This window comes from Bradyrhizobium sp. 26S5, assembly GCF_036923295.1.
Lineage (GTDB): Bacteria > Pseudomonadota > Alphaproteobacteria > Rhizobiales > Xanthobacteraceae > Bradyrhizobium > Bradyrhizobium septentrionale.
Genome location: NZ_CP145948.1, coordinates 6,791,927 through 6,816,514, shown reverse-complemented (window position 1 = coordinate 6,816,514; position 24,588 = coordinate 6,791,927). Strand labels below are relative to the sequence as shown.

Here is a 24,588-nt window from a genome sequence, read left to right as displayed (position 1 = left end):
ACTTGTTGTTCGCCCCACGCGAGCGAGCTTGAGATATGAGCAGGAGAGTTTCCATGGCTGACGGAGCCGAAATGTCCACTTGGCGGGTGGAGGTCGAGCAGTGGTTCGATGAGGCGAAAGCCGTCGGTCCGGTCCGGCCCAGCAAGCGCGGCGGACCAAGCCTAACCCGCCGCGCATTTTTGCTGGCCGGTTCTATGTGCGTGTGCTGCCAGCCCGGGCTGGCGTCGGCCGACGCGCCAATGGTGAAAAGACAAGCGCCGGGGTTCTATCGCCTGACGCTCGGTGACTTTGAGGTGACGTCGCTATCCGACGGCACCAACATGCTCCCTGCCAGAAAGCTGCTGCAAGGCAACCCCACTCGTCTCGAGGAGATGCTGAAGTACAACTACCTCGGCGACCTCGTCGAGACATCTCACAATTCGTTTCTCGTGAACACCGGTGCCAAGCTGATCCTGGTCGACGCAGGCGCCGGATCACTGCTGGGGCCAGGTACAGGTCACCTGTTGGACAACCTTCGCGCGTCGGGTTATCAGCCCGAGCAGGTTGACGAGATTTATCTCACCCATCTGCACGCCGATCACATTGGCGGCCTGATGGCCGAAGGCCAGCGAGCCTTTCCCAACGCGATTGTGCGCGTCGACAAACGGGAGGTGGAGTTCTGGTTGAGCGACGCAAACATGCGTGCCGCGCCGGAGGAAGCGAAGCGATTCTTCCAGGCCGCAACCATTTCGATCACGCCATACCAGCGAGCGGGCAAGCTGATCGTTTTCGAGGGCAACACCGCTCTCGTTGCTGGCGTTCGCGCGCAAACCGCCTATGGCCATACGCCCGGGCACACGATGTACATGGTCGAGAGCGGGGGCGAGAAGTTGTTGCTCTGGGGTGACGTCGTGCACGTCGCTGCCATTCAGTTTGAGGACCCCACGGTCACAATCCGGTACGATGTGAATCCGTCGGAGGCCGAGCACGTCCATGAGCTCGCCTTCGCGCAGGCGGCGGGGAACGGCTACTTGATCGGTGGGGCCCACATATCATTCCCTGGACTTGGCCACGTGCGACGCGATGGCGCGACAACCTACACCTACGTGCCGCTGAATTACTCATTCGGATAGACCGGCGAACGACTGTCGCATTTGCGCGATCGCGGCTTCTAACAGGCCGGATCGAATGGCGAGCTACGCGCGGGCCGTGGCCGCCGTTCCCCTCGCCTGGGAACGAACGCGGTGTGGTGCTGGCAAGAGGGCTCCCCGGAATGCAGCTATTTTCGTGGGGAGGGCGGGCTTGACACCACAAGCTTGGCCGATTATGCAAACGTTAGCATAAGATTTTCGCCTTAGATCGTGCATCATATGAACAGTATAAGGCGATCGTTAGCGCAAGTCTCATCATCTAATCTGAAGCCGAGTCCGTACCACCATGAGCCAAAGCATCCTCGTCCTTGTCGGAAGCGCGCGTAAGACTTCCATCAATCTCAAGCTCGCAAGAGCTCTGGTCCGTTTGGCGCCTCAGGGACTTCAGTTCGATTTCGCCGCGCTCGACGACCTGCCGCTCTTCAATCAGGACCGCGAGCAGGGCATGCCATCCGAAGTCGTGCGGGTGCGGCGGCAGATCGAGACGGCGCGCGGACTGCTGTTCGTGACGCCGGAGCATAACCGCTCCATCCCGTCCATGCTGAAAAACGTCATTGATTGGGCTTCACGTCCATATGGCAAGAGCTTGTGGTCGAGAAAGCCGGCCGCCATCGCGGGAGCGTCGGTTGGAACGATCGGTACCGCGGTTGCGCAGGCGCATCTGCGTTCAATGCTTGGCTATCTCGACGTTCCGACCCTTGGTCAGCCCGAGGTTTGCCTCCGGTTCACTGAAGGACTGATCAGCGACGAAGGCGATATCGCGAACGAAGGTACGAGAGCCTTCCTGCAAACATTCATGGACAAGTACGCCGAGTGGGTCGCCGGATTTGAGAGGAGCCGTTTGGGAGGCTGACGGTAGTCAGGGCCTTCTCGCAGATTGGCAACGACACGAGATTGCAGAGAACAGATGAACACTGCTTCGCATAAGCCAGCATTTCAATGGGACGATCCGCTTCTGCTCAATGTCCAATTGACGGAAGACGAGCGGGCGGTCTGCGATTCCGCGCGCTCTTACAGCCAGAAGCATTTGCGCGCGCGTATGCCTGAAGCGTTTCGAGGGGAGCGAACTGACCCCGCCATCTTTCGGGAGATGGGAGAGTTGGGTCTGCTCGGCGCGACAATCCCGGAAGCCTACGGCGGAGCCGGCTTGAACTATGTCTGTTACGGCCTGGTCGCCCGCGAGGTCGAGCGGGTAGACTCGGGATACCGTTCGATGATGAGCGTGCAAAGCTCTCTCGTCATGGTGCCGATCAGCGAATTCGGGACCGAGGCGCAGAAGCAAAAATATCTCCCAAAACTCGCAACCGGCGAGTTGATCGGATGCTTCGGTCTGACGGAACCAAATCATGGTTCGGATCCGGGAAGCATGGCGACCCGCGCCCGGAAAGTCGCCGGCGGCTATTCGATCTCTGGATCGAAGATGTGGATCACCAACAGCCCGATCGCCGACGTCTTCGTCGTGTGGGCCAAGGATGACGCAGGCGAGATCAGAGGTTTCCTGCTCGAGAAGGGCTGGAAGGGGCTGTCTGCGCCGGCGATCCACGGCAAGGTCGGCTTACGCAGCAGCGTCACCGGAGAGATCGTCATGGACCAGGTCTTCTGCCCGGAGGAGAACGCTTTCCCCGACGTTCGCGGCCTCAAGGGGCCGTTCACATGCCTGAACAGCGCGCGCTATGGCATCGCATGGGGCGCGCTGGGGGCTGCGGAAGACTGCTATCTGACGGCGCGTCAATACGTAATGGACCGCAAGCAATTCGGAAAGCCTCTCGCCGCCAATCAGCTGATCCAGAAAAAGCTTGCTGACATGCTCGCCGAAATCTCGCTCGGGATTCAAGGTTGCCTGCGTCTCGGTCGCATGAAGGACGAGGGGATTGCGGCGGTGGAGATCACCAGCATCATGAAGCGCAATTCCTGTGGAAAGGCGCTGGAGATCGCTCGCGCCGCGCGTGATATGCTCGGCGGCAACGGCATCAGCGATGAGTTCGGTGTCGCGCGCCACTTGGTGAATCTGGAGGTGGTAAACACCTACGAAGGCACCCATGATGTGCATGCCCTCATCCTGGGGCGCGCCATCACCGGCATTGCGGCATTCTAGTCCGATGACCGCAGCCTCCAACATCTCGGGAGCGCTTGCCGGCCTGCGGGTGCTTGATCTGTCGCGCGTACTTGCCGGGCCATGGTCGGGTCAGTTGCTGGCAGATCTTGGAGCCGACGTCGTCAAGATCGAGCGGCCGGAGAGCGGCGACGACACGCGGTTGTGGGGGCCGCACTGGCTCAGGGATGCCGAGGGGCAGGAGACGTCGGAAGCCGCTTACTATCTTTGTGCCAACCGCAACAAGAGATCCGTCACCGCCGATCTCAATCATCCGGATGGACGGCTCATCGTGCAGCGGCTCGCCGCCAGCGCGGATGTCGTCATCGAGAACTTCAAGGTCGACGGACTGCGGCAATATGGATTGGACTATGAAAGCCTGAAGTCCGCCAATCCGCGGCTGATCTACTGCTCGATCACGGGTTTCGGCCAGACAGGGCCTTACGCGGCTCGGCCGGGCTACGATTTCCTGATCCAGGCCATGGGTGGGCTGATGGACCTGACCGGCTTGCCCGACGGCGCGAACGGGGGAGGCCCGGTGAAGGTCGGCGTGGCATTGGTCGATGTCATGACCGGTCTCTATGCCACCATCGCGATCCTGTCGGCGCTGGCGCATCGCGAGCGAAGCGGCAATGGCCAGCACATCGATCTGTCCCTGCTCGATGTTCAGGTCGCCACCCTTGCCAATCAGGCGCTGAATTTTCTGGTCGGCGGTCAGCGCCCACGGCGTCTCGGCAATGCCCACCCAAACATCGTTCCCTATCAGGATTTTCCGACCGCCGACGGCCACATGATCATCGCGGTTGGCAATGACCGCCAGTTCGTCAAGCTTTGCGCCGTGCTGGATCGGCCTGCCTGGTCCGCGGACGCGCGCTTCGCAAGCAATCCCCAGCGGGTGGCCAACCGCGACGAACTGGTGGAATTGATGCGAGGCGTCACCGTGACCCGCACGACCAGTGCCTGGGTGTCCGCAATGGATGCGGCCAGCGTGCCGTGTGGCCCCATCAACAGCGTGGAGCGTGTGTTCGAAGATCCGCAGGTTCAATCTCGCGGCATGCGCGTCGAGATGGATCATCCGCTGGGCGGAGTCGTGCCGCTGGTCGCCAATCCCATTCGCCTGTCCGCAACGCCGGTCGCGTATCGACACGCCCCGCCGGTGCTGGGGCAGCATACCGATGAGGTGTTGCAATCATGGCTTGGCATCGATTCGTCGGAACTTGTCGCGCTCCGCGCGCGCCGCGCGGTTTAGACCGCGAGCCGGGTGTCACCATGCTGATCAGCAGTCAAATCGGGAAAATTGCGGTACGCAGTGCTAACGTTAGTGATCCAGTTCCTCGATATGTTGGCGATGGTTCTCTGGCGGCTGCAATATATAGCCGGCATAGCTGGATATTGCGCTGGGCGCATTCTAGATTTGTGCTATCGTCGTCACACAGCGTGCGCGCTTTTCGCGTGAAAGAGACGTTCAGCAGGCTCATGGTCACCATCAAGGACATCGCAGCTCGTTTGCAAGTGTCGCCCTCGACGGTCGGACGGGCGTTGGCGGATGACCCCCGCATCAGCCGTGCGGTCAAGCAGAAGGTTGCCGAGGTCGCAGACGAGATCGGCTATGTCGCCAACCGGGCCGCGCAGATCATGCGCGGTGTCTCCAGCAATCTCGTAGGTCTGGTCGTTCCGGATATCCGCAACAGCTTCTATTCGACGATCGCGCACGGGCTGTCAAAATGTCTGGAGGAAGCTGGCTACCAACTGACGCTTTCGGAAACGGATGACGACCGGATGACCGAGTTGCGTCACATCCGCGAACTGACCAGTGCGAATGTCGCCGGCGTCATCATCGTGCCCAGCGCAAAGCCGCATCCCAGTTCGGTCCGTCTCCTGAAGGCCATTCCGCACATCCAGCTGCTGCGAAGGATCTCCACTCTCGGAGAGCAGTGGTTCGGGATGGATGACACGGCAGCGATGCATCAAGCAACAAGACACCTTGTTCAATTGGGCCATCGCCGCATCGGCTATATCGGCGGCCTCGCCGAACTGCCGACAGGCGCCGCGCGCCTGCATGGATACCGCAGTGCTCTTGCCAACCCGTCCGCGAAGAATGATGGTCTGGTAGAGCTTGGGCCGCCATCCTCGATGGAGTTTGGTAGCGAAGCGTTGCGCCGAATGCTGGCCCTGCCCAAGCCACCCTCGGCCGTTGTGATCGGCTCCGTCCAGATCACCCAAGGTGTTCTTGAAGAGCTGCATGTGAGGGGCGTCCGGATACCCCAGCAGCTTTCCGTCGTCGGCTTCGGCGATGAACTCGGCTTTCGTTGGTGGGGCCCCGGCCTGACAACGATCAGCCTGCCGGTATCGGAGCTGGCTACAGCCTGCGGGCTTTGGTTCGTCCATCAAATCAAGCACAAATCCGTCAACGCCGCCCCATACAGCTCGATCACGCCACCGACACTGATCGTGCGGGGCAGCACCTGCGAGTTTTCGCGGGCGCCGGATGGCCGCGCGGCGAGGGGCGTTTCCGCGTCCGCGGGCTGATGAATCCAGCGGGACGTGACCCGCGCGGACTGCCATTGATAGCAATGGGTTTTCGACGATGAACAGCACTGTGCTACTGACCGACTATGCGTGGCCGGACGATTCCATCGAGCGCGGAATCGTCGAGGACGCCGGTATGCGTCTGGTCAGCGGTCCGGCGACGCCCTCGTCCGCCGAAGCCATCGAAGCACTTGCCCTGGAGCATCAGCCTGCCGCCATCATGACATGCTGGGCGCCGGTATCGGCCAACGCGATCGCCGCCTCTGCCGGGCTGGAGATCGTGGCAAGGCTAGGGGTCGGACTTGACAATATCGCGGTCGAAGCTGCGACCAGCCGCGGCATATGGGTCACCAATGTGCCCGATTATTGCGTCGAGGAGGTCTCCGATCATGCCGTCGGCTTTGCGCTAGCCTGGACCAGGGGGATTGTTCTGTTCGATCGGGAGGTGCGTGCCGGCAGCTGGAATCCCTCCGGGGCAAAGCTTCGCCGTCTGTCCGAACTGACCTGTGGTATTGTCGGCTTCGGACGTATTGGTCGCGCGACCGCGCGCAAGCTTGCCGCGTTCGGTTGCCGCCTGCTCGCTTTCGATCCTCACATAACAGGTGAGCCTTCAGGTGTGCAGCCGGTCAGTCTGGAAGCCTTGCTGTCGCAGAGCGATGTTGTCGTCGTTCACGCACCGCTGACCGGTGCGACGCGTCATCTCATCAATCGCAAGCGCATCGCATTGATGCGTCCTGGAAGCCTTCTGATCAATGTCAGCCGCGGAGGAGTGGTCGACACCGAGGCGGTCATCGAAGCGCTCGAGGGCGGGAGAATCTCCGGCGTGGCGCTCGATGTTCTCGAGACGGAGCCGAGCGTTCCTCTACGGTTGCTTGCCCAGTCCGGCGCGATCATCACCCCTCACGTCGCGTTTTCGTCGGATGCATCCTTGCGCGAACTTCGCGAGCGAGCGGCCGAAGATGTCGTCCGCGTCCTGAAGGGTCAGAAGCCGCAACAGCCGCGCAACTCTCCCGTTCCGCGCAATGGCGGGGGGGGGGGCGGCATGAACACCGTGAGCCGCCCCATCGGAGCCGTCGTCGGAGCCAGCCCCGATCCGAAGCTTGATGCCTTTCTCGTCTCGAAGGGGCTTGCAGGCGCCGACGAAACCGCGCGCTGGTCCGCCCTCGCGGGCGGTGTTTCCTCGGACATCTGGCGGGCCGACTTGCCCGGCCGGTCGCTTTGCGTGAAACGGGCGCTGGCGAAATTGAAGGTCTCTGCCGATTGGCAGGCGCCGGTTTCGCGCAACGCCTACGAATGGGCGTGGATGCTGTTCGCGGTGGAGCATTGTCCCGACAACGTCCCGCGGCCGCTGGCCCACGATCCGGAGGCCGGCCTGTTTGCGATGTCGTTTCTTGAGCCCGCGCAGCATCACGTCTGGAAGGATCAGTTGCTGGCCGGGGAGGTCTCAAGCGAAACTGCGGCGGCCGTCGGCCGGCTCGTCGGGCGTCTTCATGCCGCAAGTGCCGGGCAAGCGCGTCTGGCGAAAACGTTCGACACTCGTGACAACTTCTATGCCTTGCGCATCGAACCATACCTGATTGCGACGGCGAAGGTGCACGCCCCGGTCGCAGGGCGGCTGACTGACTTGGCCCAGCGCACTGCTGCTGCGCAAATCGCGCTGGTGCACGGGGACGTCAGTCCGAAAAACATCCTTGTCGGCCCGCGAGGACCGGTGTTGCTTGACGCGGAGTGCGCTTGGTTCGGCGATCCGGCGTTCGACCTGGCATTCTGTCTCAACCATTTGCTTCTGAAGTGCCTGCCTCTCGACGCGCGCCGCAGCGAATTGATGTCGGCGTTCGCAGCCCTTGCCGAAGCCTATTGCGCGGAGCTCAATTGGGAATCGCGCGCGGCGCTGGAAGCTCGGGCCGCCGACTTGCTGCCGGGGCTCTTGCTGGCGCGGGTCGATGGCAAGTCGCCGGTGGAATATCTCACCGACGAGCAACAGCGGGATCATGTCCGTTCGTTTGCGGTGCCGCTGCTGCGTCAGCCTGTGACCCAGCTGTCTGATATCAGCGAGCGCTGGCTTCGATCATTCCGCTAGAGCGCAATCGCGCCGATCGAAGCCGAGCCGGAAGCGCTGGTCAGATGCGCTCTGCCTTCACGTCGTTACGAAGCACGCCGATCCCGGGAATCTCAACCTCGATCGTGTCGCCGATCTTGATCGGACCCACGCCCGCTGGCGTGCCGGTCATGATCACGTCGCCCGGCAGCAGGGTCATGAACCGGCTGAGATAGGCGATGGTGGTGGGGACCGAGAAGACCAGATCCGCGGTGCTTGCGTCCTGACGGACGGTGCCGTTGACGCGCGTGATGACACGCAGGCTTGACGGATCGAGCCCGGTGACGATCGCCGGTCCCAACGGGGCAAAGGTGTCATACCCTTTGCCGGCGAGTAGACATCCGAAGGCACTCTCGCGGCGCTGGACCACGCGGTCGCTGACGTCATTCCCGCAGGTGTAGCCAAATACGAAGTCGAGCGCGTCGGCTTCGGAGATGTGCCGGCCCTGCTTGCCGATGATGACCGTCAACTCGCCTTCGAAATGGACGATCTCGCCATCGTGAGGGTAGATGATCGAGTCATCGTGGCCGACCACCGCCGTGCTCGGTTTCATGAAGAGAACGGGTGCCTGCGGATCAGATTTACCCGTCTCTTGCGAATGAGCTCTGTAATTGTAGGCGAGGCCGAACACTCGGGGTCGATCGACAGGCGCAAGGATGCGCGCGTCGGCAAGGCTGTCCGTCGGTCCCGCCTTGTCGAGGCCGTCGAAGGGCGAGCCTTCCAGGCGCGTGATTTGGTTGCCGTCAAGAATTCCGTAGTGCGCCCGACCGTCCAGAGCGTATCTGACGATATGCATGATCATCCTCGCCTTGCCGTGATTTGTGCTAACGTTAGCTATCTCGCCGCAGCTTGGTCAAGCGGTATGGGCACAGGTTCATTGGAATTAACCGAGTTGACAGTCGTGTGTGAGTTGTGCAAACGTTAGCATTAAGATGGATTGATCTTCAACAAGCTGCGTCGACGTCTTGCCGTCGCGCGCGCCAAGGGCGGAAACCAGAGGGGCGGGATGAGCTTTACGTTGCTCGCGCAGTCGACAATCGGTGGCGTGCTGCTCGGCGGCATATACGGATTGCTGGCTCTGGGGCTCAGCTTGAGCTGGGGGTTGCTGCGCCTGGTCAATCTCAGTCACTTCGCGCTGGCGTTTCTTGCCGCCTATATCGGCTACGGCCTTGGTACGAGATTCGGGTGGCCGATCTGGGTTTCCGGATTGGCGATCTTGCCCGCGTTTTTTCTGATCGGCGTCGCGTTGCACGCGGTCTTCGTTCGCTTCAAGGTTGGCGAGTTCGCGTCGATGCTCGTGACGTTTGGGCTGACGGTTCTCATTGAATCGTTCATCCAGTGGGTTTGGTCGGCCGACTACCTCAAATATGAGACAAGCCATACGCAGGATACACTGCGGCTCGGCTCGCTCTACATTCCGCTGCTGGAGCTGGTCGCATTTGGTTTCGCGGCAGCGCTCGCGCTTGGCGCCTGGCTTGGCTTGAACCGAACGATGCTTGGAAAAGCGTTACGCGCTGTGGCGCAGGACGGGCCGGTCGCCGCCGCATTCGGCATCAATGCAGCCGGCCTGTCCTATCTGCTCGCTGGTCTATGTGCGGCGTCGGCTGGGGTTGCCGGCGTATTCATTGCGCTCACCTCGACGCTTGCGCCGTCGCAGATCGAGGCGTGGATCGGCGTCATCTTCGCTGTTGTGATTATTGGAGGATTGGCGAACCCGCTCGGTGCGCTTGCCGCCGGCGTGCTGGTCGGCGTCTCCGAGGCCGTGACGATGGCGCTCGTCAATCCGGCCTGGGCGCCGCTGGTCGCGTTTTCGATCCTGATCGCTCTCTTGCTGTGGAAGCCACGATGGCTCTGATCGAGAAAAGTGCTCGCGTGGCGATCCCGGCTGCGATCTTGCTGCTGGTGCTGCTGCCATTTACCGGTGTCGCGGACTTCTACCTGTCATATCTGTACGTCGTCTGCTTCTGGGTCGCGCTCGCCACAAGCTGGGGCATCCTGAGCGGCTACACGGGCTATTGGAGTTTTGGCCACGCTGCGTTCTTCGGCGCCGGAATCTATACGACCGCGACCCTCTGCGGAAAGTTCCAGGTGCCGTTCCTCCTGACCATTCCGCTGGCAGCGGCAGTCGCGGCGCTTCTTGCCGTGGCGATCGGGCTTGTCGTGTTTCGCAACAAGGGGCTGCGCGGGGAGTTCTTTGCGCTGCTGACACTGTCGGTCACCTTCGTGCTCGCAGCCATCATCTCGAATACCTCGATCGACGGCGGCGCCGGCGTCTATCTCAGCAATGTCCCGGTCCCTCAGATCGCGCCCTCGGTGTCCGGCTCGATTTATCTGATGGGCTTGCTGCTGGCCGCGATCGCACTGCTCGTTTCTCGTCAAATCCTCCGCTCGAGACTTGGCGAAGGGCTGCTCGCCATTCACGATGACGAGGACGTCGCAGAGGTGAAGGGAGTTCCGGCGCTCCGCTACAAGCTGATCGCCTTCGCCGTCTCTTCGGCGATCGCGGGGGCGGCAGGTTCGATTCAGGCGATTTATGTCGGGTACGTCACCGTTGGCGAGACATTCTCGGTCACCGTGCCACTCTACGTCGTGTTGATGAGCGTCCTTGGCGGAGCGCGGCATTGGGCGGGGCCCGCGATCGGTGCGACGCTGATTACGGTGGCGCAGAGCCTCGCGGTCGGCGGCGGGCACGCCGAGCTTGGGCGGGCCGTCGTTGCCCTGGCGCTGATCGTGGTGATCCTGACGATCCCTCAGGGGATCGCGCCTCGGCTGTTGCGCCTCTTCTCTCGTGGCGGGGTATCGCAGCGAACCGACATTCAGCAGCTGCGCGTGATCGAAACGAAATCCGACGATGTGACGCCGCTTCAGAGCGGCAACGTGATCCTGGAATGCCGCGATGTCGCGAAATCGTTCGGCGGCATCCGGGCGCTGCGTGGGGTCAATCTTCAGGTCAATGAGGGCGAGATCCTCGCGCTCGTCGGTCCGAACGGATCGGGAAAGTCGACCCTGATCAACATGATCAGCGGCCACTTCAGATTGACGGCGGGCAGAATCGAGCTCGACGGCGCCGTCATTTCGGGCCTGCCGCCGCATGAAATCGCGTGTCGTGGCATCGCGCGGACCTACCAAATTCCCCGCTTGTTCGACAGCATGACGGTGCTCGAGAACGTCCGGCTGTGCGCCGGCTTCAGCGGTGCCAACCCGGGCGACAAGGAGACGCCTGATGATGCGGCGCGGCGATGGCTCGCCTTTACCGGGTTGTCCGCGAAGGCCGATCTGCTGCCGTCGACGCTGAACCTGCACCAGCGCAAGTTCCTCGAATTCGCACGCGCGCTTGCCGCGCAGCCGCGCCTGTTGCTGCTGGACGAGGTGCTCTGCGGATTGACGCCGCCTGAGGTTGACCAGGCGGTTGCCATGATCCGCAAGATCAGGGCCGGTGGCACCACCATCATCTTTGTCGAGCACCTGATGCGGGCGGTGGTTGCGCTTGCCGATCGCATCGCAGTTCTCGACCAGGGAACGCTGCTTGCGCTGGGGCCGCCGCGCGAGACCATGCAGAATCCGCGCGTCATCACCGCCTATCTCGGGGCCTCCCATGCTGCTTGAGGTTCGCAATCTCCAGGTGAAGTACGGTGACGCGCCGGCACTATGGGATGCGACGCTCACCGTCGGCGCCGGCCAGATCGTCTCGGTGGTCGGGCCAAACGGGGCCGGGAAGAGCACGTTGATCAACGCCATTGCAGGGCTGCTGCGGCCAAGCCGCGGTGAAGTCCTGATCGAGGGCGTCGACACCGCGCGCCTTCCCGCATATCGCGTCTGCGATCATGGCATCGCCATCGTTCCGGAGGGGCGGCGTCTGTTTGTCCAGATGACCGTCATGGACAATCTTGAGCTCGGAAGTTACCGCGCGGCCGCGCACGCCTCGCGCCAGGAGGCGTTACACGAGGTCTTTTCGCTGTTTCCGGTGCTGAAAGAGCGAAGCAACCAGATTTCGGGCTCGATGTCCGGCGGGCAGCAGCAGATGGTGGCGATTGCTCGCGCCCTGATGGCGCGGCCGCGGCTGTTGTTGCTGGACGAGCCTTCGCTCGGCCTGTCGCCGGCCGTCGTTGAAGACATGTTCCGCATCATTCGCACCATCAACGAACGCGGGGTGGCGGTGTTGCTGGTTGAGCAGAATATCACCAAGGCGCTCGAGCTCGCCCATCATGCCTATGTCATCGAGGACGGGCGCATCGCAACCTCGGGCGACCCTGCACTGCTGCTCAATGATCCCCAGATTCGAGAGGCTTATCTTGGCGTCTGACCCGCAAGGGAATGGTGTTCCCGTTGCGATCAATCGGATCGTCACCGGGTGCAATGGCGAAGGGAAGGCGGATGTGGTGCTGGACGGTGCGCCGCCGCGTACGGATGTGTTTCAGCGCATTCCCGGCATGGTTTCGCGCCTGGTCTGGGCGACCGCGGAGACGGCGCTCGTGCCCGTCAAGAACGTGGACCCAACGATGTCGGTGACGAGCATTGCTCCGGCATCCGGAGAGACCCGTTTCCTCGTCGTCACGTTCCCGCCCGACAGCGTGTTCGCGGCGCCGGACTTCGATCCGGCAGCGGCGACTGAGGAGAACCTCCGCCTCAATCCAGGTCTCGCCGAACATTTCGAGCCGGACGGGATGCACGCGACCGACAGCGTCGATTACGGTATCGTGCTTGACGGTGAAATCTGGCTGGAACTCGACGACGGGCGCCAGACTTGCCTGCGTAAGCACGATGTGGTCGTGCAGAATGGCACACGCCACGCTTGGCGCAACAAGAGCGATCGCCCGGCGACGCTTGCTTTCGTTCTCATCGGCGCGAGCCGGATGGCCTTGTCGAAATCAATTACGCGATAAGAATTAACAAGATTGAAGAACAGGAACTTGAAATGACTGACACAACGATCGCCCGAGTGCATGGGCGTCGAGTTTGGGATTCCCGGGGCCGGCCGACGGTAGAGGCCGAGGTAACGCTCACTTGCGGCGCGACTGGACGTGCCACGGCGCCGGCCGGTGCTTCGACCGGCAGCGGCGAAGCGCTCGAACTCCGTGACGGAGGCGCGGCTTTCGGCGGTCTTGGCGTGATGAAGGCGCTCGCGTCGATCAACGGCGATATCGCGCAGGCGTTGGCTGGGCAGGACGCCTGCGATCAACTTCGACTGGATGAGAAGCTGGTCGCACTTGACGGGACGCCGAACCGAAGCCGGCTCGGCGGCAATGCCATCGTCGCGACCTCGATGGCCTTGCTGCACGCGGCGGCGGCGGCGAGCCGGCAGCCGGTTTGGCGCTATCTCGCAAAGGGCAGGGCGGTTCGTCTGCCGCTGCCCGAAATTCAGATCTTTGGCGGCGGAGCCCATGCGGCGCGGCGTGTCGACGTGCAGGATTTCATGATCATGTGTCCGGCCGCGCGCAGCTTCAGCGAGGCGCTCGAATGGACCGCCGAAGTCTACCGCGCAGCCGGCGCACTGATGAAGAGGACCGGCAAGCTGCAGGGCGTCGCCGATGAGGGCGGCTATTGGCCGGCTTTTACCAGCAATGAAGAAGCACTCGATACCCTGATGCAGGCCATCCAGGATGCAGGCTTGCGGCCTGGGGCCGAGGTCGGCATCTCGCTGGATATCGCCGCATCCGAGTTCGGCGAGAACGGATACTACGTCCTCGCCCTCGATGGCCGTCGTCTCGACACCAGCGGATTGATTGACATGCTGGGCGGATGGCTCGATGCCTATCCGATCCTTTCGATCGAAGACCCGGTAGCTGAGGACGATTCGCATGGCTTCCGCGCCTTCACCAGCCGATACGGATCGCGGTGCCAGATCATCGGTGACGACTTCCTCGTCACCAACGCCGAACGCGTCGCGGCAGCGGCGGCCGAAGCCAGCACCAATGCGGTTTTGATCAAGCCCAATCAAGCGGGCACGGTCAGCGAGGCGCATGCCGCGCTGCTTGCGGGCAAGAAAGCCGGCTTCGGTACCATCGTGTCGGCGCGTTCCGGCGAGACCGAAGATGTGACGATCGCGCATCTCAGCGTCGGGTGGGATGCGGGACAGCTCAAGGTGGGGTCGTTCTCGCGCTCGGAGCGGATGGCCAAGTGGAACGAGGTCGTGAGGATCGAGGAGGAACTCGGCGCCGACGCGAGGTTCAGTGGCTGGTCCGCCCTGCCCTTCAAGGTTTCTCCCGTGGCGGCGCGAGCGGTGTGAGGGCGTAGCGCTTCGCGCAAACGTTCGCAGGATTCGCGCAGAAAAGTCATCATTCTGTCTCCCCGCGAGAATGGCACGGTGCGGCCTGATCTGCATCGAAGACCGGGAATTTAGCTGGATCGAGGCAAGTTGGCTGTTGACAATCCGTCGAGCTCTGCACAATAGTGAATGCTAACGTTAGCATAAAAACTTGAGGAAAAGCCTGAGGCCCCGATGTTGCCGCCCGTCAATCTGCGTCCGCCATTCAACATCACCCGCGCCAGTCACGTCATCCTGCACGTGGCCGACCTCGCGAGGAGCAAGGATTTCTACGTCAAGATCGCCGGGCTCGTCGTCTCCGATGAGAGCGACGGCGTTTGCTATCTGCGCGGTCTCGCTGAAGCCTGTCACCACAGCCTCGTGCTGGTCCAGTCACGCAAAGGCGCGACCTGCAAGCGGATCGGAATGCGCGTGTTCTTCGATGAGGAGCTCGAACTCGCCCACCAGTTCTTCACAGCGCGCAATCTCCCGGCTTCATGGGCGGAGGTGCCGCACCAGGGGCGTACGTTGCATGTGGAAGATCCCGCCGGAACCAAGATCGAGCTCTGCGCACGGATGGAAACCCGCCCGCGGCTGCATCTGAAGCGCGAGATATTCGCCGGCGCGCAGGCGCAGTCGCTGGATCACTATCAGTTGCTCGCGCCCGATGCGTTTGCGCTGTGCGGCTTCTATGGCGAGCTTGGCTTCCGGAGCTCCGAATATCTCGCGCATGGCGACAAGTTGCTGGGCTCGTTCATGTACCGCAAGGGCACGGTGCTGGATCTTGCTGTCGTCGAGGGGCAGGGGCCGCGGCTGCATCACTTCGCCTATCTGGTGCCGGGAGCCGACCAGATCTTTGCGGCCTGTGATCTCGCCGGCAATTACGGGCTCGCTGATAGCGTCGAGCGCGGGCCAGGCCGCCACGGACCCGGCGGCGTGCTGTTCGTCTATCTGCGCGATCCGGATGGACATCGGATCGAGCTGTTCACCGACCACTATCGGACCATCGATATCGAGATCGAGCCGGTGCGCTGGGAGGCGGCATCGCTCAGCACCCGCGCGCACTGGGGATTGCCGGCGCCGGCCCGCTGGTACTTCGAGGCGACCGACTTTGACGGCTCGCCGGTCGTCGATCCTGCGGTGCGACCCAACCCTGAAACACTCGAGAGCTACGCTCAAAAGCTCTCGTCACAAAGCTGACTGCGAAAAGGAAAGTACCGCGATGGCACGGGTCAAATATCTTCAAGCATCCGATCTCGGCGATGAAGGCAAGCCGCTGTTCGAGCGCCTGCTGCGCGAGCGCAAGGTGCCCACGGCGAACATCTTCCTGGCGCTGGCGCATGCGCCGCAAATTCTCGATCAGTTCCTGTCCTACGCCAATGCGATGCGAGGAGCGAAACTGAGTCCGAAACTGCGCGAGATGGCGATCCTGACGGTCGGTCACTGCACGGCCTCCGAATACGAGATCGCTCATCATCAGTCACACGGGTTAAAAGCCGGCATCAGCCCGGAGCAGCTCAAGGAGATCGGAAAGTTCGACACCTCGCCCCTGTTCAGCGCGGAGGAGCGCGCCGTCATGGAATTCGCGAAAGAGTCTACCCTGCGTGTCAACGTGAGCGATAGCAGCTGGAATCGCGTGGCGGCCTTTTTGAGCGAGCGCGAGCTGGTCGAGCTCGTGCTGACGGTCGCCTGGTACAACTCCGGTGTCCGCATCATGGGAGCGCTCGCGATCGAGCTGGAAGAGGGCTACCGCTGAGCGGACGTGCGGGCCCCGCCGTGCACGGCGGGAAGACCAGATAACCACCACAGGGAGGGGACCCCAGTGACACAATCGCAGATGCAATTTCGACGCAGAACATTCCTTGCTGGGGTGGGCTCACTTGCGATGTCCGTCGCCCTGCCGGCGCTTGCCGAACAGGGCGCCGGAACGATCAGGGTCGGGCAGACCCTTCCTCTGACCGGACCGCTCGCGTCGGTCGGCGGTATCCACAAGCTGGCCGCCGAAGTGTTCGTCGAGACGGTCAACAAGCGCGGCGGTGTGCTTGGCCGCAAGCTGGAACTCGTGCTGCTCGACGATCAGTCGCAACCGGCGAACGCGCGCACGCTGTATGAGCGGCTCATCACCGCCGACAAGGTCGATTTGCTGATGGGGCCATATGGCACTAGCTCGATCATTGCCGCGATGGGGGTCGCACAGCGTTTCGGAAAGCTTCTGATCCAGAGCAGCCTCGGCGATCCGAAGCTCGCGCCCTACGACATGCAATTCCCCGTGCTTCCGCTGGGACCCGATCCCTTCCGCGCCGATACCGAGGTTGTGCTTGATGCATATGCGGCGACACGCGAGCCGCCGAAGACGATCGCTTTCGTGACCAGCAAATTCCCCTCGGCGCTCGAGCTTGCCAAGGGCGGTCAGGACGTCGCGCTCAAGCGCGACATGAAGGTGCTGCTGTTCCTCGAATACGAGTTCGGCACCCGCGATTTCGGGGGGATTGCAGCGCGCATCAAGGATGCCAGTCCCGACCTGCTATGGTCAGGCGCGATCGGCCTGGAAGCCAGCCAGTTGCTCGATGCAATGGCCCGCATCGACTACAAGCCGCGGCGCCAATTCTATTTGTTTCCCGCACCGGGACCGACCGTTGCCAACCCGAACGCGAACGGGCTCACCAGTCTCACCTGGTTCGAGGACCACGAGCCGTTCACCAGAAACGGCGGTGCGGCGGAGTTCATTACGCTCTACACGGAGCGCGCGAAGGCGGCAGGCCTGCCGTGGCCGCGCGCCGAATCTCAAGCCGCAGCCGAGTTCGCCGCCTGGCAGGTGCTCGAAGCGGCCGCAACCGCGGTCGGGCAAGTCAATGACAAGGCCATGGCCGCCTGGCTGAAGACCAATTCCGTGAACACGGTTCTTGGCGTCCGCAGCTTCGACGGGCAGTTCAACACCGGTCCGGCGAACACAAAGGTCAGGCAAGTCCAGGACGGCAAGTGGGTGGCGATATGGCCAGCCAGCTTCCGGCCGCCTGGTACCGATTTCATTGCTCCCTGATAGCGAGCATCACGGCAACAGCTACGAAATAAAGGAAGGTCCCCATGGAACGGACGATGGTCGCAGCGAGGCTGCACGCGCTTGGACAACCGATGTCGCTTGACACGATCCCCGTGCCGAAACCCCGGCCAACCGACGTGCTGGTGCGCGTCAAGGCGTGCGGCATCGTCCCGAACATGGCGAATGTCATCAACAACTGGCCGACCTGGTTTCCGCATCAGCCGTTGCCGAAATTTCCGGCTGTGTTCGGGCTTGATCCGGCTGGCGTCGTCGAGGAAGTCGGTGAGGCCGTCATCAACGTCAAGGCCGGCGACCGCGTCTATGTGAGCCCGCTGCGCTCCTGCGGATCGTGCAAGGCCTGCCGCGCCGGTCAGCGCAGCTATTGCCGGTATTTTACGCTCAACGGCTACTTCAGCACCAGCAGGGACGGCCAGCGCATCTTCGACCTGTATCCGTATGGCGGATTTAGCGAGCTTATGACGGCGCCCGAGTACGCGATCGTCAATATTCCGGACAATCTCAGCTTTGAGCAGGCCGGCAGGTTCGGATACCTCGGAACATCATACGGCGCTCTGAAGAATGCGGGAGCAGGTCCAGGCCAGGTCGCGTTGATCGATGGCATCACGGGAACGCTCGGCGTGGCGGCCACCGTGCTTGGCCTCGCCATGGGCGTCTCGCGAGTTCTCGGGACGGGGCGTGATGAACAGCTTCTCAGCCGCGTCAAGGCGATCGCGCCTGGCCGCATCGACGTCATGACGCTCGGAAGCGGCTCCGCCGGCGAGTGGGCGAAGGCATCGACCGGCGGCGAAGGCGTCGACTTCGTCATCAGCGCGCTCGGCGCCAAGGCTCCGGCCGCGACCATGCTCGATTCGATGAAGGGCGTCCGCCGCGGTGGCCGGATCGTCAACGTCGGTGGCGTCGCAGAGGATCTGCCGATCGACGTGAAGTGGCTGATGGACGAACAGGTTCAACTGATCGGATCGAACTGGTTCACGACCGCGCAGGGACAGGAAATGGCGGAGATGGTCCGCTCCGGGACCATCGATCTGTCGTATCTCGAACACCGGCGCTTTCCGCTGGCGCGCGTGAACGAAGCGATCTCCGGCTTGAAGGACCGGGACGGTGGGTTCAGCAACTACGTGGTCATTCCGTGAAACAGTACGCCGTGGGCGGCGTCGCCCACGGCTTGCCCGTGACTGCCTGCAGGTGCGGCGCGGAGCGCCGTGCATGGGAGGGGACCGTGCAAAGTATGAGGATACGTTCAGTCAGGTCTGAAGCGGCGCGACCGAGGTGCAATTCCATGATCTGGATGCGATGGCCCCAACACGAATTATACAGCCTTCAATTCATGCGCATCCTTCAGTTCGCTGAAACCGGGGCCAGTACCGTCCGCGAGTGTTACTCGGCCGCTGATCAAATCCGGCCGGGCGACAGCGAGAGCTGGTACCGCGAGTGGAAACGGCTCGCGGACGACAATCGAGCAAGAGCCGTGCGGATGCTGGGCGAGGGGCATGTCCGGCTTGCGCAAGGCATGTTTCTGAGAGCGGGAGCCTACTACCGATCGGCCGAACTGTTTCTCGCGGATTGCGATGAGCGTCGATGGCGCGTCCTCGACGCCATGCAGAATTGCTCGCTGCAATACCTGCGAGCTCTCGATCCGGCGGCCGAGTTCGTCGAGATCCCGCATGCGGACGAACCGATCGCCGGCTACTTTATTCCCGGCGCATCTGGTGGCCGGAAGTGGCCTGCAGTGATCTGCGTGAATGGAGAGGGAGAGCCGAAGGACGCACACCTCTTCACGATCGCGGCTCGCGCTGTCAGCAGAGGGCTGTCTCTTCTTTTGGTCGATCTCCCCTGCCAGCCGGCGAATGCGCGGCGTGGCGTCGGCTCCGATCGACATGAGATCGAAGCAGGAATCAGCGCGTGTGTTGACTATCTGGTGACGCGCGGCGACGTCGACGAAAAGCTGATCGCAATCTACGGCGATGGATTGGGCGCGTCCTACGCCGCGCGAGCCGCGAGCCTGGATACGCGGTTTGCAGCTGCTGTATGCGACGGTGGGTTGTTCGACAGCAGCTATGGTCATTCTGTCCTCGGGTCTTTTGCCGGGCGGCCTCACGGCCGGCTGCCGGACCGGGGGCGCCACCATGGGATAGCGCGCAGTATCGCGTGCCCATTCCTCATCACGATCAATTGGGAGTGTCTGCCCGATACCGACGCCGCCGTGAGGCTGTTCGACTACTGCAAGTCGTCGGGTATTTGCGCCGACCTGGAGCCCTCGCTGCTGAGCGGGTCGCTTCCCGATCGACAGACCTGGATCGAGCCCGATCGAAACTTCATCTTCGATTGGATCACCTTGAAGCTGGCTGAACGGCACTAGGCCGGAGGGGGATGACATGTCAGCACGAGGCGAATGGTCATTCCTGCAAGGTAGCGGGGTGTTCGAAGTCCGATCGCGCGTTACTCAGGCATCGACCGCACTCCTCAGCGCGCGCTCCGAATTTTTCCGGATGATCGCAAGTGTCGAGTTCAGATTCGCCAAGGTCCGCGCGTCGACGTTCGCAAAAATGGTGCTGTTGAGCGCTTCCCGCTTGTCCGACAATTTCTGGATCTCCGCGCGGGCCTTGGCCGTCAGCGACATCAAAACCAGCCTGCCGTCAATCGGCGATGATTTTCGTGACAGCAGGCCAGCCTTCTCCAATTGCTTCGTGTGCATCGCGATGAACGTGGCGTGGGTACGCAGCTTTGTCGCGATGTCGACCCCGGAGACGCCGCCGTCCTTGCCGAGATCATCGATGGCCATGAGGATGAGCCATTGAGCTTCGCTGACCCCGAGTTGCTCAGCCCAGGTTTTGCGGATGTCGCCGAGCAGTGAACCTATTTCCAGCATATTCCAGACGAAGTCCGTCATTGCTGCATCAAGTTGTTTTCCGACCATTGTGAATTCCGATCGTGTTGGTGTCTGGACCGTCGGCGGTCTCTTCGATTGAAGCCATGCTACGGCTTCATAGCCGGAAAAAGCTAGCCCGAAAACTCATCTTGTGCGTGACAATTCAGCAACGGCTTCACAAATTATTGTAAGAAATTAAAATCATGAAGGTACTTCATGAATGAAATGCATTATATTCTCGAAGTGGACAGCGAAGAGGTTCAGACGGTGAGCGTTGCGCTTGCCGTCGGGCAATTTCGACAGAACCAGGAGTCTGGCGATGTCCTTTGGTTTGGCGGCTTCGTGTGGAGGGTTGAAATGCCGTTTCGTTCAAATATCCGAACTCTTGTTGTGGCGTTCTCATTGATTGGGGGCGTCGCCTCTGGCCATGCTGCTGACGTCGACGATCAGCCGGTCAAGGCTGCTCCCAAGCCTGCGGCGCCGGTGCCGTTCTTCTTCGTCAATGATAACAGGCTTACCTACGCTTACATGCCCAACGGCACTGATCCCGGTGTAACGGCATCGACCGCGAAGCAAGCGTACGCATTCACCCATTTCGACGCGTGGCAGTACGGCACCAACCTGATCAACCTTGCCCTCTACAAATCCGATCACAACGATCCGGCAGCGCCCTGTGCCCCTGGAGGCAGAGTTGGGTGCGCTGGCGCCAGCGACTTCTATGGTTACATCCGCAGCACTTTCGGATTCAACCAGATATTCGACACCACGGCTTTCACTGTCGGGCCGCTAAGGAACATCTCGTTTGAGGTGGGAGCAGACGCTGGGGTTGAAAACAATCCTTTGTCGCCCGCCAAACGATCCGGCGTGGTCGGATTGCTGTTCGCATTCGACCTGCCTTACAAGGGATTCTTCAACGTCTCGCCGTTATACTACAAGGAGACAAACCACAGTGCTTTCTTGCCGGCTCCGTCCGACGGGACTTTGGATTTCCGCGGCACCTGGGCGCTCGAGACCAACTACTATATGGATGTCGGCTTCCTGCCACAGAACATGCAGTTCTGGTCGATCAGCGGCCGCGCCGCCTGGTACGGACCGAAGGGGCCCGGCACCAGTGTACCCGGCACGCTTGACAGGAAAACTGAATTCAACAGTGAGCCCATTCGACTGACGCTCGATGCCAGCAAGGCGGTGTGGGGGGACAAGTACTCGCACTTTGTCGATGTCTGGGTCGCCTATCGGTACTGGAAGAACAAGTTCGGTCTCGATAACAACCTCTCGCCCTCGTGCATCGGTAAATTTGCTGGCAGCTGCGTCGAGTCTACCTTGTACTCAGGCGTTACGGTGAAGTTCTGACTCCCTGCACCTCAACAGCCGATCGCGCGCGGCACGAAGGACACCTCCGGCAATGCCCTGCCGGAGGTGTCGATTTGCCGAGTGTCGACTGCAGCGCTCGATCAGTCAAATCGCTTCGCCCGTGAGTGCGGCGGATCGGGACGTCGATGGACTTGTTGCTGGTGGTGGTCGATTCGCTCAACCATGTGCCACGCGAACATTGAAGCTGCGGTGCCTGCGGGGAAGTGGTGGGCAGACGAGAAAAGCGCGTGAACGATATGCAGCAGATCTGGCGTGCGGGCTGCGGCCACGAACGCCGGTAACGGATCGGGGAGGTTGGCATGCTGGCTCATCAAATTTCGAGGCGGATACTTCAGAGCAGCTGGACGCGCGCCGGCGCCGCCTGGCTGTTCTCGATGATCGGCTTGGCTGGATCGTGCTGTCCGGTTCACGCGGACGAGCGTCAAGTTCAGCGTGGCAAATATCTGGTCGGAATTGTGGGCTGCGGTGATTGCCATACGCCGGGCCACTTCTTCGGGAAGCCGGATCTCAGCCGCGCCCTCAGCGGCTCCGAGGTTGGTTTTGAAGTCCCGCAACTTGGTGTGTTCTATGGTTCAAACCTGACACCAGACAAGGAGACAGGCCTCGGCAACTGGTCGGTTGCTGAGATTGTTGCGGCGTTCACAAGGGGCATCACCCCGGACAATCGAGAACTTTCACCGGCAATGCCATGGCGGGGGTTCTCGGCAATGACGGCGGCGGATGCCAATTCAATCGCTGAATACCTGAAAACGCTGAAGCCGATCAAAAACGCGGTGCCCGGTCCCTTTGGACCCACCGAGAAGCCCACGTCCTTCGTGATGAAGATCGTTCCGCCCTCGAATTAGCGGGTGGATGAAAGTTGGGTGGCTTTACAGCGCATCGGGGCAGTTCTGCCCACCGAACTCAAGAAGGACTCTTGCAATGTTCCCTGGCTACTTCCGCCGACGATCGCCCGCGCGCTGATCCGCAATTTGCTGCAAGAGAACTCGTCGGTCTGTAGCGAGCTGGCGAACGGTTTAAGACAATCGAGCGCAGCTGGAGCCGGTAACGCTGAGGGGGGCAGTATTGCGGGTGAGCTCAGTCGTCCATGGTGTTCGCAGGAAAATTGAGTGTGACAGTCAGGCCGCGACCGCCGATGCCCTCCGTTAGCGTTATCGTACCGGCACTTTGCCCCACCAAGGCGCGGACGATGGAGAGCCCGAGCCCAGAGCCGGGAGGGCGGGTGGCCGCGGGTATGCGGTAAAAGCGATCGAATACTCGCTCGCGGTACTCTCGCGCAATGCCCGGGCCATTGTCTGCGATCTTCACTGCATACCGGCCAAGGCTGGCGACAACACTGACGACCACGCTACCACCCTCGCGATTGTACCTGATCGCGTTGTCGATCAGGTTGGTAAGAATGTCATGCAGCGCCGCTGGATCTGCGTAGAGCGGTGCATTGTCGATCTCGCAGTCAAACGCCAGCTCGACATTCTTTGCAGCCGCGAAGGGCGCCATTGTGGCGATGGCCTCGCCCGTGCTGGCGACGAGATCGGTGGAAGGCATATCTTCGGTTGGCGCGGCAACCGCAGCCTGCTCTACGCGCGCCATTACGATGAGCTGGGCAACCAGCCGATCCAGATGTTTGGTCGATTTCTCGATCTCGGCGATGGTCTCGACATTGGTTGGCAGTTGGCTAGTGTCGCGTTGCAGCAGCGCCAGATGGACGCGCAGCGAAGCGAGCGGCGTCTTCATCTGGTGCGAGGCATCGGCGATGAAGTCCCGGATCACCTGGATCGCGACTTCGAGACGAGCGAACAGCTCGTTCATCGCGCGCACCGGCGGATGTGCTTCGATCGGGGATGTGTTCCAGGTCGAGCCGGTCCAGGCTTGCTCCCCTTCCGAATTGCCGCGTATCGATCTCGCGTCCAAGATCGACCAGCGGTGAAAGCCCGCGCCGGACAGCAAACCAGACCAGGATGGCGGCTGTGGCGATGATGGCGACTTCCAGCGCGGCCAGCGCGAGCAGGAGCTGACGCTGCACTGCCGTTCGCCCGTTCATGGTCTCCGCGACTTCGATCAGAACGGGGAGCGGCTTGCCGTAGACCGCCTGGGTCGTCGCCGCGACACGAACCGCTATTCCACGGTAGGAGGAATCGAAATGCTTGACGTCCCCGATTGGAATCGCAGCGACTTCCGCGCGGGGCAGATCTTGATAACCCGTGATGAGAGCCTGTCCGTGAGATACGCTATAATAGACGCTGTCATTGGCCCTGCTCTCGAGCATCCCAAGCGCGACCTGAGGCAGATCGACGGTGATTTCCTCGTCTTCGACGGCGACCTTTTCCGCGATCGCTTTCGCCGAACCGTCGAGAACACGATCATAGGCACTTTCGATGGTCTTGTTGATCAACAGCAAACCGGCGAGCCCAAATGCGACGGCAAGCGCGCTGGTCGGAACCAGCAGGTTGAGAAGCAGCGCGCGGCGTAGTGAGGGAGCTCGCTTGGCGATCACTTGTTCTCCATCAAATAGCCGAGGCCGCGTACCGTCTTGATTGTGGGTCCCCTGGGCCCAAGCTTTTGCCGCAGCCGCCCGATATAGAGCTCGATGGCGTTTGGTGCGACCGGTTCATCAAAGCCGAAGATTTCCGAGATCAGCCGTTCCTTGCGCACGAGCCGGCCAGCGTGTGACATCAGGATCTCGAGAACCGTCACTTCGCGGCGGCGCAGCGGCAATGGCAGGTCGTCGATCATGGCTGTCGCGGACGAAGTGTCCAGCATCAAAGACCCGCATCGCAGGATCGGATCGAGGCGGCCCTTGCCGCGCCGCACCAAAGCCTTGACCCGGGCCTCGAATTCATCGAGGTCGAATGGCTTGGTCAGGTAATCATCGGCTCCAAGGTTGAGGCATTTGACTTTGTCCTTTACCTCACCGAGCGCAGTAAGGATCAGGATCGGCACCTCGCACCCATTGCCGCGCAGCCTGCGCAGCACCTCCTGGCCCGGGATGTCGGGCAGGCCGAGGTCCAGCACGATCAGCGAGTAGGCTTCGGATGGTACGATCTCGACTGCGTCCGATCCACTCGATTCGTGATCGATGGCAAAGCCCGAAGGTGCCAAGGCCTTCTTGAGGCCTTCGACCAACGACGTGTCATCCTCAACGATTAGAATACGCACGACGATGAACCTCGAGCCGGAGCGGCGGGCGTTGC

At 61.7% G+C, this 24,588-nt stretch carries 23 protein-coding genes; 18 read left to right on the top strand and 5 right to left on the bottom strand.

Annotated elements, in window-relative coordinates; translation table 11 throughout:
* The first annotated feature begins 53 nt into the window (after positions 1 to 53).
* The 6 genes from V5279_RS32170 to V5279_RS32145 all read left to right on the top strand — a co-directional run bounded on the left by V5279_RS32170 (position 54) and on the right by V5279_RS32145 (position 7,831).
* Positions 54 to 1,112, top strand: a complete 1,059-nt coding sequence (locus tag V5279_RS32170) for an MBL fold metallo-hydrolase (RefSeq protein ID WP_338691150.1) — start codon at positions 54 to 56, stop codon at positions 1,110 to 1,112.
* A gap of 304 nt (positions 1,113 to 1,416) precedes the next feature.
* Complete coding sequence (locus V5279_RS32165; RefSeq protein ID WP_338691149.1) at positions 1,417 to 1,983, top strand: NAD(P)H-dependent oxidoreductase; 567 nt, start codon at positions 1,417 to 1,419, stop codon at positions 1,981 to 1,983.
* A gap of 54 nt (positions 1,984 to 2,037) precedes the next feature.
* The gene (locus V5279_RS32160) at positions 2,038 to 3,225 is read left to right on the top strand and encodes an acyl-CoA dehydrogenase (protein WP_338691148.1); all 1,188 of its coding nucleotides are present in this window, start codon (positions 2,038 to 2,040) and stop codon (positions 3,223 to 3,225) included.
* Between the two features lie 4 nt (positions 3,226 to 3,229).
* Complete coding sequence (locus V5279_RS32155) at positions 3,230 to 4,471, top strand: CaiB/BaiF CoA-transferase family protein (protein WP_338691147.1); 1,242 nt, start codon at positions 3,230 to 3,232, stop codon at positions 4,469 to 4,471.
* A 227-nt stretch (positions 4,472 to 4,698) separates the two neighbouring features.
* Complete coding sequence (locus V5279_RS32150) at positions 4,699 to 5,751, top strand: LacI family DNA-binding transcriptional regulator (RefSeq protein ID WP_338691146.1); 1,053 nt, start codon at positions 4,699 to 4,701, stop codon at positions 5,749 to 5,751.
* A gap of 58 nt (positions 5,752 to 5,809) precedes the next feature.
* A complete protein-coding gene (locus V5279_RS32145; protein ID WP_338691145.1) occupies positions 5,810 to 7,831 on the top strand; it encodes an NAD(P)-dependent oxidoreductase in 2,022 nt (673 codons plus the stop codon).
* 40 nt (positions 7,832 to 7,871) lie between these two features.
* Here the strand turns inward: V5279_RS32145 and V5279_RS32140 are convergent, their stop codons facing one another.
* On the bottom strand, positions 7,872 to 8,651 hold the full coding sequence (locus V5279_RS32140) for a fumarylacetoacetate hydrolase family protein (RefSeq protein WP_224741777.1): 780 nt from the start codon (positions 8,649 to 8,651) through the stop codon (positions 7,872 to 7,874).
* A 204-nt stretch (positions 8,652 to 8,855) separates the two neighbouring features.
* Between V5279_RS32140 and V5279_RS32135 the strand changes: the two genes are divergently transcribed.
* The 10 genes from V5279_RS32135 to V5279_RS32090 all read left to right on the top strand — a co-directional run bounded on the left by V5279_RS32135 (position 8,856) and on the right by V5279_RS32090 (position 19,513).
* A complete protein-coding gene (locus V5279_RS32135; RefSeq protein WP_166308409.1) occupies positions 8,856 to 9,704 on the top strand; it encodes an ABC transporter permease subunit in 849 nt (282 codons plus the stop codon).
* A complete protein-coding gene (locus tag V5279_RS32130; RefSeq protein WP_338691144.1) occupies positions 9,695 to 11,455 on the top strand; it encodes a branched-chain amino acid ABC transporter ATP-binding protein/permease in 1,761 nt (586 codons plus the stop codon). The genes V5279_RS32135 and V5279_RS32130 overlap by 10 nt, the downstream gene beginning before the upstream one ends.
* Positions 11,445 to 12,152 carry an ABC transporter ATP-binding protein gene (locus V5279_RS32125; protein WP_338701495.1) on the top strand — a complete coding sequence of 236 codons (708 nt, stop codon included), beginning with the start codon at positions 11,445 to 11,447 and terminating at the stop codon, positions 12,150 to 12,152. Before V5279_RS32130 ends, V5279_RS32125 begins: the two co-directional genes overlap by 11 nt.
* Positions 12,142 to 12,732, top strand: coding sequence for a cupin domain-containing protein (locus V5279_RS32120; RefSeq protein WP_338691143.1), 591 nt, complete (start codon positions 12,142 to 12,144; stop codon positions 12,730 to 12,732). Before V5279_RS32125 ends, V5279_RS32120 begins: the two co-directional genes overlap by 11 nt.
* Positions 12,642 to 14,075, top strand: a complete 1,434-nt coding sequence (eno, locus tag V5279_RS32115) for a phosphopyruvate hydratase (protein ID WP_414645858.1) — start codon at positions 12,642 to 12,644, stop codon at positions 14,073 to 14,075. The genes V5279_RS32120 and eno overlap by 91 nt, the downstream gene beginning before the upstream one ends.
* A 213-nt stretch (positions 14,076 to 14,288) precedes the next feature.
* A complete protein-coding gene (locus V5279_RS32110; protein ID WP_338691142.1) occupies positions 14,289 to 15,293 on the top strand; it encodes a VOC family protein in 1,005 nt (334 codons plus the stop codon).
* Positions 15,294 to 15,315: 22 nt separating this feature from the next.
* Positions 15,316 to 15,849, top strand: coding sequence for a carboxymuconolactone decarboxylase family protein (locus V5279_RS32105; RefSeq protein ID WP_338691141.1), 534 nt, complete (start codon positions 15,316 to 15,318; stop codon positions 15,847 to 15,849).
* A 129-nt stretch (positions 15,850 to 15,978) separates the two neighbouring features.
* Complete coding sequence (locus V5279_RS32100) at positions 15,979 to 17,133, top strand: amino acid ABC transporter substrate-binding protein (RefSeq protein ID WP_224741775.1); 1,155 nt, start codon at positions 15,979 to 15,981, stop codon at positions 17,131 to 17,133.
* A gap of 56 nt (positions 17,134 to 17,189) precedes the next feature.
* Positions 17,190 to 18,287: an alcohol dehydrogenase catalytic domain-containing protein gene (locus V5279_RS32095; protein WP_338701490.1), complete on the top strand. Its 1,098-nt coding sequence runs from the start codon at positions 17,190 to 17,192 to the stop codon at positions 18,285 to 18,287.
* Positions 18,288 to 18,433: 146 nt separating this feature from the next.
* The gene (locus V5279_RS32090) at positions 18,434 to 19,513 is read left to right on the top strand and encodes a hypothetical protein (protein WP_338691139.1); all 1,080 of its coding nucleotides are present in this window, start codon (positions 18,434 to 18,436) and stop codon (positions 19,511 to 19,513) included.
* An 84-nt stretch (positions 19,514 to 19,597) separates the two neighbouring features.
* Here the strand turns inward: V5279_RS32090 and V5279_RS32085 are convergent, their stop codons facing one another.
* A complete protein-coding gene (locus tag V5279_RS32085; protein ID WP_338691138.1) occupies positions 19,598 to 20,071 on the bottom strand; it encodes a MarR family winged helix-turn-helix transcriptional regulator in 474 nt (157 codons plus the stop codon).
* A 309-nt stretch (positions 20,072 to 20,380) separates the two neighbouring features.
* On the opposite strand from V5279_RS32085, the gene V5279_RS32080 reads away from it, so the two are divergent.
* Both V5279_RS32080 and V5279_RS32075 read left to right on the top strand, forming a co-directional pair.
* Positions 20,381 to 21,376 carry a hypothetical protein gene (locus V5279_RS32080; protein ID WP_338701488.1) on the top strand — a complete coding sequence of 332 codons (996 nt, stop codon included), beginning with the start codon at positions 20,381 to 20,383 and terminating at the stop codon, positions 21,374 to 21,376.
* A 320-nt stretch (positions 21,377 to 21,696) separates the two neighbouring features.
* Positions 21,697 to 22,242, top strand: a complete 546-nt coding sequence (locus V5279_RS32075; RefSeq protein ID WP_414645857.1) for a cytochrome c — start codon at positions 21,697 to 21,699, stop codon at positions 22,240 to 22,242.
* Between the two features lie 232 nt (positions 22,243 to 22,474).
* Here V5279_RS32075 and V5279_RS32070 read toward each other — a convergent pair whose 3' ends face one another.
* From V5279_RS32070 to V5279_RS32060, 3 genes are read right to left on the bottom strand one after another with little or no spacing between them, the layout of a single operon-like run.
* Positions 22,475 to 23,131 carry a HAMP domain-containing sensor histidine kinase gene (locus V5279_RS32070; RefSeq protein WP_338691137.1) on the bottom strand — a complete coding sequence of 219 codons (657 nt, stop codon included), beginning with the start codon at positions 23,129 to 23,131 and terminating at the stop codon, positions 22,475 to 22,477.
* Positions 23,073 to 23,891, bottom strand: coding sequence for a sensor histidine kinase N-terminal domain-containing protein (locus V5279_RS32065; RefSeq protein WP_338691136.1), 819 nt, complete (start codon positions 23,889 to 23,891; stop codon positions 23,073 to 23,075). The genes V5279_RS32070 and V5279_RS32065 overlap by 59 nt, the downstream gene beginning before the upstream one ends.
* Entirely contained in the window at positions 23,888 to 24,553 is a 666-nt protein-coding gene (locus V5279_RS32060; RefSeq protein ID WP_166305270.1) for a response regulator, read from the bottom strand. The genes V5279_RS32065 and V5279_RS32060 overlap by 4 nt, the downstream gene beginning before the upstream one ends.
* Positions 24,554 to 24,588 lie beyond the last annotated feature (35 nt).